Genomic DNA, 12620 nt, shown 5'->3' with positions numbered 1-12620 from the left:
AGTTGATGAGCAGGCTGTTCAGAAGCGTCGAGGGCGGGGAGCTGTTCCCGAACGGAAGCGTGGTCTGTATCGGTGCATTCGACGGCCTCCACCTGGGTCATCGTGCGCTGGTCCGCCACGCGGTTGCCCGCGCGCGCGCCTTGGGCGTGGCCGCGGTGGCCGTGGCGTTCGAGCCGCTGCCGCGTGAATTCTTCGCCCAGGGCACGCCGCCGCCGCGGCTGACCCTGGCCCGCAGCAAGGTCGAGATCCTGCGCGAGCTCGGTGTCGATGCGATCGGCCTGCTGCGTTTCGACGCGGCAATGGCGGCGATGCCGGCCGAGACCTTCGTGCACCAGCTGCTTGTCAATCGCCTGAGTGCGCGTGAGGTCTGGATCGGGCCGGAGTTCTGCTTCGGCAACCGCCGTCGCGGCGACCTGGCCCTGCTGCAGAAGATGGGCGCCGAACTGGGCTTCACCGCGGGTGAAATCGAAGCGGTCGACCTGCATGGCGAGCGCATCTCCAGCACCCGCATCCGCCAGCTGCTGCAGGAGGGCGACTTCGCCCGCGCAAACGATCTGCTGGGCCGACCGTACGCGATCAGCGGCCGGGTGGTGCGCGGGCGCCAGCTCGGCCGTACGCTGGGCTTCCCCACCGCCAACCTGCGTTTCCCGAAGACCCCTGCGCTGTCGGGCATCTACGCGACCTGGGTGCACGGCGTGTTCGACCAGCCGTGGCCGTCGGTGTCCAGCTTCGGCACGCGGCCGACGGTGGAGGGCGTGGAGCCGCTGCTGGAAGCCCACCTGTTCGATTTCCAGGGCGACCTGTACGGTCGACACATCGAAGTGGAATTCGTCGCCAAGCTGCGCGACGAAGAGAAATTCAATGATCTGGCGGCCCTGACCGACCAGATGCACCGCGACGCCGAACAGGCGCGCGCCATCCTTTCCGAACATAGATTGCGAGCCACTGCGTGAGCCAGGACTACAAGACCACCCTGAACCTGCCAGCCACCGAATTCCCGATGCGCGGCGACCTGCCCAAGCGCGAGCCGGGCATTCTGGCGCAGTGGGAAGCGCAGGGGCTCTACCAGCAGCTGCGCGACAACGCCGCCGGCCGCCCGCTGTTCGTGCTGCACGATGGCCCGCCGTACGCCAACGGCCGCATCCACCTCGGCCACGCGGTCAACAAGATCCTGAAGGACATCATCGTCAAGTCGCGCTACCTGGCCGGCTTCGATGCGCCCTACGTGCCGGGCTGGGACTGCCATGGCCTGCCGATCGAGATCGCGGTCGAAAAGAAGTGGGGCAAGGTCGGCACCAAGCTCGACGCCGTCGAATTCCGCCAGAAGTGCCGCGAGTTCGCCGAAGAGCAGATCAACATCCAGCGCGTGGACTTCAAGCGCCTGGGCGTGACCGGTGACTGGGACAACCCGTACAAGACTCTGAGCTTCGACTTCGAAGCCAACGAGATCCGTGCGCTGGCCAAGGTCGTGGCCAATGGCCACCTGGTCCGCGGCGCCAAGCCGGTGTACTGGTGCTTCGACTGTGGCTCGGCGCTGGCCGAGGCCGAGATCGAGTACCAGGAAAAGGAATCGCCGGCGATCGACGTGGCCTACGCCGCGCGTGATGCGCAGGCCATCGGCCAGGCGTTCGGCGTGAGCGTGCCGGCCGACGTCGAAGTGGCGGTGCCGATCTGGACCACCACCCCGTGGACGCTGCCGGCCTCGCTGGCGGTATCGCTCGGTGCGGAAATCAACTACGTCCTGGCCGAAGGCCCGGCGCACAACGGCAAGCGCCGTTGGCTGGTGCTGGCTGCCGCGCTGGCCGAGCGCGCGCTGCAGCGCTACGGCGTGGACGAAGTGGTGCTGCACGGTGAAACCAACGGCGCGGCGCTGGAAAACCAGCTCCTGGCGCATCCGTTCTACCCGGAACGCGGGATCCTGGTGCTCAACGGCGACCATGTGTCCGACGAGGACGGTACTGGTGCGGTGCATACCGCCCCCGGCCATGGCCAGGAAGACTTCGTGGTCAGCCAGAAGTACGGCCTGCTGGACAAGTACAACGCCGGCCAGGTGACCCCGATCGACGGCCGTGGCGTGTACCTGGAATCGACCCCGCCGGCCGGTGACGTGGTGCTGGCTGGCCAGCACCTGTGGAAGGCGCAGGAGGCCATCGTCGGCGTGCTGCGCGACAACGGTTCGCTGCTGGCGTTCCATCCGATCCGCCACAGCTACCCGCACTGCTGGCGCCACAAGACGCCGGTGGTGTTCCGCGCCACTCCGCAGTGGTTCATCTCGATGGACAAGGCCAACCTGCGCAACGATGCGCTGGCCGCCATCGACACCGTCGGCTGGTTCCCGACCTGGGGCAAGGCGCGCATCCAGAGCATGGTCGACGGTCGTCCGGACTGGACCATCTCGCGCCAGCGCACCTGGGGTGTGCCGATCGCACTGTTCACTCATCGCCAGACCGGCGAGATCCACCCGCGTTCGGTGGAACTGATGCAGCAGGTCGCCGACCGCGTCGAAGCCGAGGGCATCGACGTCTGGTATTCGCTGGATGCTGCCGAACTGCTGGGTGCCGAAGCGGCCGACTACGAGAAGGTCACCGACATCCTCGACGTCTGGTTCGATTCGGGCGTGACTCATGAGGGCGTGCTCGCCGCGCGTGGCTTCGGCAAGCCGGCCGATCTGTACCTGGAAGGTTCCGACCAACACCGTGGCTGGTTCCAGTCCTCGCTGCTGACCGGCGTGGCGATCGACAAGCGCGCCCCGTACAAGCAGTGCCTGACCCACGGCTTCACCGTGGACGAGCACGGCCGCAAGATGTCCAAGTCGCTGGGCAACGGCATCGAGCCGCAGGACATCATGAACAAGCTGGGCGCGGACATCCTGCGTCTGTGGATCGCCTCGGCCGACTACAGCAACGAGATGTCGCTGTCGCAGGAGATCCTCAAGCGCAATGCCGACGCCTACCGTCGCCTGCGCAACACCGCACGCTTCCTGCTCGGCAACCTGGACGGTTTCGATCCGGCCCAGCACCTGCAGCCGCTGGATCAGATGGTCGCGCTGGACCGTTGGATCGTGCATCGCGCGTGGGAGCTGCAGGAGAAGATCAAGGCGGCCTACGACGGCTACAACATGGCCGAGATCGTGCAGCTGCTGCTGAACTTCTGCAGCGTGGACCTGGGCTCGCTGTACCTGGATGTGACCAAGGACCGCCTGTACACGATGCCGACCGATTCGCACGGTCGCCGTTCGGCGCAGAGCGCGATGTACCACATCGCCGAAGCGTTCACCCGCTGGGTCGCACCGATCCTGACCTTCACCGCCGACGAGCTGTGGGGCTACCTGCCGGGCGAGCACGCCGGCCACGTGCTGTTCACCACCTGGTACGACGGCCTGGCGCCGCTGCCGGCCGATGCGCAGCTCAACGCCGCCGATTTCGACCAGCTGCTGGCTGTGCGCGAGCAGGTGGCCAAGGTGCTGGAACCGATGCGCGCCAACGGTGCCATCGGTGCCGCGCTGGAAGCGGAAATCACCATCGCCGCCAGCGAAGAGCAGGCCGCGCGCTGGCAGCCGCTGGCCGATGAACTGCGTTTCCTGTTCATCAGTGGTGACGTGCAGGTGCGTCCGGCGACCACCGACGAGGTGTTCGTCAGCGCCCAGCCGACCACCAAGGCCAAGTGCGTGCGTTGCTGGCACCACCGCGCCGACGTCGGCAGCAATGCCGATCATCCGGAGCTGTGCGGTCGCTGCGTGAGCAACATCACCGGTGCCGGTGAAGTGCGGAGCTGGTTCTGATGGCCGCGCCCCGTCCACATCCGAACGCCCTGGTCTGGCTGCTGCTGTCGGCGGCCATCATCGGCCTGGACCAGTGGTCCAAGGCCTGGGTCCTGTCGAGCCTGCCGGAGTTCCAGCCGGTGGTGGTCATCGACGGCTTCTGGAACTGGTACCGCACCTACAACACCGGTGCGGCGTTCAGTTTCCTGAGCGACGCCGGTGGCTGGCAGAAGCACTTCTTCACCGTGCTGGCGATCGTCATCAGCGGCCTGATGGCCTGGTGGCTGCGCGGCACCGCCCGTGGCAACTGGAAGGCGGCCGTGCCGTATGCGCTGATCATCGGCGGCGCGATCGGCAACGTGATCGACCGCCAGGTGCATGGTCATGTGGTCGATTTCATCCAGTGGTACGTGGGCAGCTACACCTGGCCCTCGTTCAACATCGCCGATTCGGCCATCGTGGTGGGTGCCATCGGCATCGCCCTGTTTGGCCTGTTCGACGGCAAGTCCGCCAAAAAGGCGGATAATGCCAATCCGAAACCGTAAGCCGGCCGCTGCCGGGAGATTGAACTGATGGATGTGCTGCTCGCCAACCCGCGTGGTTTCTGTGCCGGTGTCGATCGTGCGATCGAGATCGTCAAGCGCGCGATCGAAACGCTGGGCGCGCCCATCTACGTCCGCCATGAAGTGGTGCACAACCGCTTCGTGGTCGACGACCTGAAGCAGCGCGGCGCGATCTTCGTCGAAGAACTCGATGAAGTGCCGGACAACAACACAGTCATTTTCAGCGCCCATGGCGTGTCCCAGGCCGTGCGCCAGGAAGCCGATCGTCGTGGCCTGAAGGTGTTCGACGCCACCTGCCCGCTGGTGACCAAGGTGCACTTCGAGGTCGCCCGCCACTGCCGTGCCGGCCGTGACGTGGTGCTGATCGGCCACGCCGGTCACCCGGAAGTGGAAGGCACCATGGGCCAGTGGAACCGCGAAGCCGGCACCGGCCAGATCTACCTGGTGGAGGACGTGGAGCAGGTTGCCACGCTGCACATCAACCAGCCGGAAAACTTCGCCTACACCACCCAGACCACGCTGTCGGTGGACGACACGCGCGGCATCATCGATGCATTGCGCGAGCGGTTCCCGGCGATGCAGGGCCCGAAGAACGACGACATCTGCTACGCCACGCAGAACCGCCAGGACGCCGTGCGCGACCTGGCCAAGCGCTGCGACCTGGTGCTGGTGGTCGGTTCGCCGAACAGCTCCAACTCCAACCGTCTGAGCGAGCTGGCCCGCCGTGAGGGCGTGGAGTCGTACCTGATCGACGGCGCGCACGAGATCGATCCGGCGTGGGTGGCAGGCAAGCAGCACATCGGCGTGACCGCAGGTGCCTCGGCGCCGCAGGTGCTGGTCGACGGCGTGCTCGCGCGCCTGGCCGAGCTGGGCGCCAGCGGCGTGGGCGAACTGGACGGCGAACCGGAATCGATGGTGTTCGCGCTGCCGAAGGAACTGCGGTTGCGGTTGGTCGACTGACCGCGGAAGCGCCTCATCCACGCATGGCGTGGATCTACTGAAACTGCTCTGGCGGGTGCGAACCTGGGTTCGCACGCTTTTTCGCATGCAAGGATGGGCGGCCTGCCCATGACCTTTGGCCATGGGGCGGGGCACGCTACAGGCCTAGCATCGGAAGATTCTCCGTTGTTGGAAGCTGCCTGATGAAGACCCGAGCCCTGGCACTGTCGTTGCTGTTCGCGCTGGCGGCCACGCCCGCGCTGGCGCAGGCCTCGCCGCCGGGGGATGCCGCAGCTGCCGGCCTGCTGCGCATCGAGGTCGACGCACGCGATCTGGCCCGTCGCATCTTCAAGGTGACCGCCACGGTGCCGGCCAAACCCGGCCCGATGACCCTGCTGTACCCGCAGTGGATTCCCGGCAACCATTCGCCCACCGGCCCGATCGATAAATTGGCCGGCCTGCGCGTGACCGCCAACGGCAAGCCGCTGGCCTGGCAGCGCGATCAGTACAACGTCTATGCGTTCAAGGTGAACGTGCCGGAGGGCGCCAGCGAGATCGTCGCCCACTTCGATTTCCTGTCGTCGCAGGGTGGCAGCCAGGGGCGGGTGGTGATGACTCCGGAGATGCTCAACCTGCAGTGGAATGCCAATTCGCTGTATCCGGCCGGCGTCGATGCGCGCCAGCTGCAGGCGCAGGCCAGCGTGACCCTGCCCAAGGGCTGGTCATTCGCCACTGCGCTGGAAACCGCGCGCCGCGACGGCGACACCGTGGTGTTCAAGCCGATCTCCTACGACCACCTGGTCGATTCGCCGCTGTTTGCCGGCGAGCACTATCAGCGCATTGATCTCGATCCGGGCGCGAAGGTACCGGTGCACCTCAATGTGTTTGCCGACGACGCCAAGTCGCTGAAGCCGAGCGAGGCGCAGATCACGATGCACCGCGCGCTGGTGCAGCAGGCCGACAAGCTCTACGGTGCGCGCCACTACAACCACTATGAGTTCCTGCTGGCATTGACCGACCGCCTCGGTGGCATCGGCCTGGAGCATCACCGTTCCAGCGAGAACAGTGCCGATCCGGGCTACTTCAGCGAGTGGGACAGCAACGCGTGGATGCGTGACCTGCTGCCGCACGAGTACACCCATTCCTGGAACGGCAAGTACCGTCGCGGCGCCGACCTGGCCACCGCCAACTTCAACGTGCCCATGGGCGACAGCCTGCTGTGGGTGTACGAAGGGCAGACCCAGTTCTGGGGGCAGGTGCTGGCAGCACGCTCGGGGTTGTGGTCGGCTGCGCAGGCGCGCGACATGCTGGCCAATGTGGCCGCGACCTATGACCGTGGCCGCCCGGGCCTGGCCTGGCGTCCGCTGCAGGACACCACCAATGACCCGACCATCGCCCAGCGTCGCACGCTGCCGTATCGCAACTACCAGATGAGCGAGGACTACTACTCCGGCGGCCAGATGCTGTGGCTGGAAGTGGAGGGCAAGCTGCGTGAACTGAGCGGCAACCGCCGCAGCCTGGACGACTTCGCGCGCGCCTTTTTCGGCGTCGGCAATGGCGACTGGGACGTCAATCCGTACACCTTCAATGACGTGGTCGCGACCTTGAACGGCATCGCGCCGTACGACTGGGCCACGTTCCTGCGCGGGCGCCTGGACGGCCACGGTTCGTTGACTGGCGGCCTGGAGCTGGCGGGTTGGAAGCTGGTCTACCGCGATACCCCGAACGATGCCTACAAGGCGCAGGAGAAGCGCGCGAAGGCGGCGCTGCTGGCGTACTCGCTGGGTGCGACCGTGCTCGACAACGGCACGGTCGGTGATGTGATCTGGGACAGCCCGGCCTTCAACGCCGGTCTTGCACCTGGCATGAAGGTGATCGCGGTGGGCGGGCGCGAGTACAGCAGCCAGCGCTTGAAGGACGCGGTGGCTGCGGCAGCGAAGGACAAGGCGCCGATCATGTTGCTGGTGAAGCAGTTCGACCGCATTGAAACCATGAGCATCGCTTACCACGGTGGCCTGCAGTACCCGGTGCTGGAGCGCATCACCGGCAAGCCCGACCGCCTTGCAGATCTGTGGAAGGCGCGATGAAGTCGCGCGCCCGCGATGGCGCGGTCCTGTTGATGGCGATCCTCGCCATCGTCGGCGCGTTCCTGCACGGCGATGGGCGATGGCTGCACTGGCTGGCCAAGCCCGCGACCACGCTGCTGATCGCGGCCATCGCCTGGCGTGTGCATGATCCGGCGCAGCCGTTCTACCGCCGTGCGGTGCTGGCCGGCATGCTGCTTTCGTGCGTGGGCGACATCGCGCTGATGCTGCCGATGGATGCGTTCGTGCCGGGACTGGTCGCGTTCCTGCTGGCGCATGTCTGCTACATCGTCGCCTTCCGCGATGGCCTGCGTGCCGGGCGTGGGCTGTTCGGCGCCGCTGTGCTGCTGGGTGCATTTGCCGTGCTCAACGTGATGGGCCTGTGGCCGCACCTGCCGGTGCCGATGCGTGTGCCGGTGCTGGCCTACGTGGTGGTGCTGGCGTCGATGGCGGTGCTGGCCCTGGCACGGCAGTGGCGCAGCCCGCAGCCCGGTGCCGTGGACGCCCGAAGCGCCCGCTGGGCCGCGGCAGGTGCATTGCTGTTCGTGGCCAGCGATTCCCTGCTGGCCTGGGACCGCTTCGCCGGTGGCCTGCCGTTGGCCAGCCTGCTGGTGTTGTCCACCTACTACGGCGCGCAGTACGCCATCGCCCGCTCGGTGAAATAGAAAAAAGGGGACGGAGGGGATTAAGTCGCAAACCGCACCAAGGCAAATACGACTTAATCCCCTCCGTCCCCTTTTTGTGTGGCTTATCGGCGGTGCACGCCGCGCAGAGTGCCCTGCGCATCGAACTGCAGGCGCACGGATTCGCGGTCACCGGCCACTTCGTCCGGCAGCCACACCAGCTTGCCGCCCTTGCGCACGATCACATACACGTGGCCGACTTCGGATGCGGGGTTCTGCAGGGCATTGCGTTGTTCCTGCAATGCCTGCGCCACGCGCGGCACGGCCTCGAAATCGATGCTGGCCAGGGATGTGCTGCTGCGCTGCAGGCTGATGGTCGGCGCGAACTGCTGCGGGTTCACCGGATTGCCCTTGCGCCACTGGCCACGTTCAAAGTGATAGCTGTCGACGTGGCCCGGCTGTTGCGGATCGACCAGATCCAGGTTGATGCGGCCATCGTCGTAGAAGTGGATGCTGTGGAAGACCGTCAGCCGCTGGCCGGCCAGTGCCGGCAGCTGCTCCAGTGCCTGACGGGCAGCCAGCAGGTAGTCCGCATCGAACAGGCGATTGTTGCGCTCGGGCGCCGCAGCGGTACTCGCCGCGGGGAAGGGCGCCGGGGACGGCACAAGCGATACGGGTTGTTCGCGCTGTGACTGAGACGGGACGGAGTGGGGCAACCGGTCCGGCTGTACCGAATGCCCCAGCGTTTCGCTGATGGTCTGCACTGCGCCGCCGGCAATGGCCGCGCCCGCCAGAACCAGCAGCAGTACCAGGAACACCGTGCGGGTGGAGGGAGGCTGTTTCATATTCCCTCCAGCCGCACGTTGCTGCGGTCATCCGGGTCGTACAGCAGCGTCACGTGCTCGCGCGGGATGTTGGCCAGTTCAATCAGCGGGATGAAGCGGCGCACGCGGGCCTGCTGCACGTTGCCTTCGCGGTCGATGTATTCCAGCTGGAACTCCACCTGTGGTTGTTCGTTGAGGTAGGTGCCGGTCTGACGGACCTTCAATACCCGGGCCTCCACGCCGATGCCGCGATACTTCAGCGCATCACCGCGGGCATCGGCGTGCAGCAGGCGGCCGAGCAGGCGCAGCCCCAGCGCATAGCCACACAGCACCAGCGGGCATACCAGCAGCGGGTGACCGAACGACAGGAAGGTCCAGCCCAGCCCCTCGTTCTGCAGCCGGTAGGCCAACACATAGGCAGCGGCAACGGCTGCGATGCCGAGTGCTGCACCGATGCCACGCCGCCACAGGCTGGCAACATTCAGTTCGGGCTGGGCGCCGTCCAGCACGATGTTGGGGAATGCCCCGGGCGTCCGGCCCAGGCGCGCATCGATGTGCCTGCCCACCTCGAAGCGATGCAGCTGGGGTTTGCTGTCGATCACCAGCATCTGTTCGCGGATCGGCGTACCTGACAGGTTCTTGAAGGACAACTGCAGTTTCCACTGCGCGAAGCCGCGCACCTGCACGCCGGTCTGTTCGGCCTGTTCGATTAGTGCACTGCGCGGTTCACCGTCGGCCAGGATCGACTGCACCCGGTGCAGTGCGCGCGGTGGCCCCAGCAACAGGTAGTGCAGGAAGGCGAACAGCAGCGTCAGCCACAAGGCCATCGACAGTGCGAGCAGCAACAGTGCCGGCCACGGCGCGCTGCGGTCGACCAACGCCACCGGCCACGAGGTGCCGAAATAGAGAATGCAGGGAAAAGGCAACGCGAAGAACAGCAGGAACGCGCCCCAGAACCAGAGATAGGCTTTCATGGGGGAAGGGGACCGCGGTGGAACAGGGCGCGTAGATTACTACGCTTCAGCGGAACTGCAGGGTAAGCAGGTAGTAGCGGCCGAGCGGATCGTCCAGGCCGGGCATCTGTCCGCCATTGCCGACCAGATAGTTCACCGGTTGCGCATCGACTACGTTGTGCACATCCAGCGCTGCAACGAGGCGCGGCCCCAGCCGACGTGCGAGGTGCAGGTTCCAGCGCAGCTGGCGTGGATTCATGCACTGGTTCCGATCGACCTGATCCTGCGGGCACTCGGCCCCGGGCAGCCAGGCACGGGTGCGCCCGACCTGGTTGCCACGCAGGGCGATGTCCCAGTTGCTGTTCTGCCATTGCACGTTCAACACCGCAGCCAGCTCGGGTGTCACGTGGCCGCGCAGGTCCACGGCGGCCTCGTGGTCACGGCGGCGGCGCAGCTCCTGCTGTTTCAGCGCATCGAGCGAAAACAACCACTGGCCGTTGCTGCCGCTGTCGATGCGGTATTCGCCACGCAGCACCCAGTTGCGGGAGGTGGTGCGGCCGATGTTGTCGAACGACAGGCGCAGGCTGCTCAGGTGGCCGTCTTCATCCAGTTCCCAGGTACTGCGATTCCACACCGCATCGCTGGGCTGCAGGGCGAGGATCTCGTTGCGCAGTTCCACGATGTTGTGGGTCAGCGACAGCGAGAACGTGTCGTTGGGTGTCCACGTGGCTGCCAGCGAATGGCTGCGCGATCGCTCGGCCTTCAGTGCATCGTTCTCTACGACGTTGGCCGTGACGCTGCAGCCGCCACCGCGGGTGGCGATTGCACATTCCGGAAGGGCATTGGACACCGGAAGCGTGATCGAGCCGAAGTAGCCGGGAGGCCGACGTTGCTCGAACAGGCTCGGTGCACGGTAACCGCGCCCGCTGGCCAGCAGGAACGACCAGTGCGGCGTCGGGCTCCAGCGCAGCCCGGCACGAGGCGAGAACGCCATGAAGCCGCCGTCGCGGTCCCAGCGTGCAGCCAGGTCCGCGCGCAGCGTGGATGCCAGCGGCAGGCCCAGCTCGGTATAGACGCCACTGCTTTGTCGCGACAGGCGGCGTTGCTGCTGCGGCAGGCCCAGCGCAAGGTCGCCCTGGCTCAGCAGCGCATCCGGACGCGAGACCCAGCGTTCATGGCGCAGGTCGATGCCGGTGGCCAGCTGCGCATTGCCCCCGGGCATTGCCATCAGTTCACGCTGCACACCCCACCAGCCCTGCCATTGTGCGGTGCTGCCGCGGTTGCGGATGGACGGAAACAGCGTGTCCGCCTCGGCCGCCGGCGGCGCGTCGAAACCGGGGGTGAACCTGCGCGCCTGCGTTGCTTCAAGCAGGCGCGTCGTGCGCACGGTGCCGGCAGTGGACAAGGTGACTTCGCTGCGCTGCGCGCTGATGCCCACCTCCCAGCTGCGCCGGCCCTGGTCACGGCCGATGCCGACGGTGACGTCCGCATCGGTGGCGCGGACGCTGGGGCGCACGTTGCCGGCCTCGCGCAGCACACTGTTGAAGGTGATTCCGCGCGAGACTACGGCAACGGCAGTCGGGCCCAGGTCGAAGCGCTGACGGTTGTGACTGGCCCGTGCCTCGACATAGGCATAGCGTCCCTCGCCACGTTCATGCCGGTAGTGCAGGTAGGCCGACGCGGTATCCGAGGCGGGCTGCAGCGAACGCGGGCGCGCGCTGTCAAACCAGCAGCCATCCTCGCGCCGCTTCAGGGGCGGCTCGCAGCGTCGGGCGGGCACGTACCAGTTGCCGAAGATCGCGCCGATCGGATACAGCGAGGTTTCCGCATGCCAGTCACGCTGGTCACCGGCGACATGCTCGACACGGTGCAGATCCAGGCCGGCAAACCAGCGGTCCCCATTGCCACGCGCGCCGCCCGTGGCGGCCTGCAGGCGGTACTGGCCCGCATCGCCGCGGCTGCTGAGTCCGGTCTGCAGCATGGCTTCGGGCCCATCGGCCTGGTCGCGCAGGATGATGTTGACCACGCCGGACATGGCATCGGCCCCATAGATGGCCGAGGCACCGCCGCGTACCAGTTCGATGCGGTCGACGAAGCTCAGCGGAATGCCGCCGAGGTCGGTGAGCCCACCCTGTTCCAGCGACACCATGGGATAGCGCGGCAGGCGCCGGCCGTTGACCAGGAACAGCGTCGCCCGCGGGCCCATGCCGTCCAGGCTGGTGGTGGCCGCTGCACCCACCGGCAGGTACTGCGAATCGCCGCCGCGCGAGGTACTCATGGCGGGATGGCCGTTCATGCCGGGCAGGTGCCGCAGCAGGTCGAACAGATTGCCGTAGCCACTGCGCAGGATGTCGTCGCGATCGATGGTGGTGACCGGCAGTGTGGTCTGCACCGAAGAGCGCGGCAGCCGGCTGCCGGTGACGTGGATGGGTGCCAGTTCCACCTGGTGTGGCGTGTCGGCGGACCTGGGAGCCGGGTGCGGCAGGCGCGGGGCTGCGACCGCTTTCGGTGGCGTGGCAGGTGGCTCAGGATGGACACGTCGCACGACAAAGGCACCCGAGGACGTGCGCAGGATGTTCACCGGCAGGCCGGCGACCAGCAGCTTCAGGGAGGCCCCCGTATCGCGTTGGCCACGTGTGCCAGTGGTGCGCAGATCATCCAGTTCACGTGCGTCGAACAGCAGGGCGGTGCCACTCTGCCGGGCCCATTGCTGCAGTGCCGGCACCAGTGGGCCCGCACCCACGTCGATCTCCAGCGTGCCGGCGGGCTCGCCAGCATCGGCCATCGGTAGTGCGGCAACACCCAGTGCAAGGCATAGCAGGGCGCGGAGCAGCCCCCACTGCAGCGCACCCGGACCTGCCGTCACTGCCGGTC

9 protein-coding genes are annotated in these 12620 nt (G+C 66.8%); 6 read left to right on the top strand and 3 right to left on the bottom strand.

All coding sequences use genetic code 11. The annotated features are described in order from the left end of the window. Positions 1-5 precede the first annotated feature (5 nt). From RI032_RS03170 to RI032_RS03145, 6 genes are all read left to right on the top strand, one after another. Positions 6-953, top strand: a complete 948-nt coding sequence (locus RI032_RS03170; RefSeq protein ID WP_010483316.1) for a bifunctional riboflavin kinase/FAD synthetase — start codon at positions 6-8, stop codon at positions 951-953. Beyond that, positions 950-3781 (top strand): isoleucine--tRNA ligase, encoded by a 2832-nt coding sequence (ileS, locus tag RI032_RS03165; protein ID WP_322547836.1) that lies wholly within the window; start codon positions 950-952, stop codon positions 3779-3781. Before RI032_RS03170 ends, ileS begins: the two co-directional genes overlap by 4 nt. Next, a complete protein-coding gene (gene lspA, locus RI032_RS03160; RefSeq protein WP_010483311.1) occupies positions 3781-4305 on the top strand; it encodes a signal peptidase II in 525 nt (174 codons plus the stop codon). Before ileS ends, lspA begins: the two co-directional genes overlap by 1 nt. Before the next feature lie 27 nt (positions 4306-4332). Continuing rightward, positions 4333-5283, top strand: a complete 951-nt coding sequence (gene ispH / locus RI032_RS03155; RefSeq protein ID WP_010483308.1) for a 4-hydroxy-3-methylbut-2-enyl diphosphate reductase — start codon at positions 4333-4335, stop codon at positions 5281-5283. Between the two features lie 182 nt (positions 5284-5465). Then, positions 5466-7349: a M61 family metallopeptidase gene (locus tag RI032_RS03150; protein WP_322547835.1), complete on the top strand. Its 1884-nt coding sequence runs from the start codon at positions 5466-5468 to the stop codon at positions 7347-7349. Next, positions 7346-8011 carry a lysoplasmalogenase gene (locus RI032_RS03145; RefSeq protein WP_322547834.1) on the top strand — a complete coding sequence of 222 codons (666 nt, stop codon included), beginning with the start codon at positions 7346-7348 and terminating at the stop codon, positions 8009-8011. The genes RI032_RS03150 and RI032_RS03145 overlap by 4 nt, the downstream gene beginning before the upstream one ends. Positions 8012-8094: 83 nt before the next feature. Here RI032_RS03145 and RI032_RS03140 read toward each other — a convergent pair whose 3' ends face one another. Genes RI032_RS03140 through RI032_RS03130 form a run of 3 tightly spaced genes read right to left on the bottom strand, consistent with a single transcriptional unit; the run spans position 8095 to position 12612 of the window. Then, on the bottom strand, positions 8095-8814 hold the full coding sequence (locus RI032_RS03140) for a hypothetical protein (RefSeq protein WP_322547833.1): 720 nt from the start codon (positions 8812-8814) through the stop codon (positions 8095-8097). Continuing rightward, positions 8811-9767, bottom strand: a complete 957-nt coding sequence (locus RI032_RS03135; RefSeq protein WP_322547832.1) for a hypothetical protein — start codon at positions 9765-9767, stop codon at positions 8811-8813. Before RI032_RS03135 ends, RI032_RS03140 begins: the two co-directional genes overlap by 4 nt. A gap of 46 nt (positions 9768-9813) precedes the next feature. Beyond that, a complete protein-coding gene (locus RI032_RS03130; RefSeq protein WP_322547831.1) occupies positions 9814-12612 on the bottom strand; it encodes a TonB-dependent receptor plug domain-containing protein in 2799 nt (932 codons plus the stop codon). Between the last annotated feature and the right edge of the window lie 8 nt (positions 12613-12620).

Origin of the sequence: Stenotrophomonas geniculata (assembly GCF_034508895.1) — a bacterium.
Classification (GTDB): Bacteria; Pseudomonadota; Gammaproteobacteria; order Xanthomonadales; family Xanthomonadaceae; genus Stenotrophomonas; species Stenotrophomonas geniculata.
This window is presented reverse-complemented; position numbering and strand designations above follow the sequence as displayed.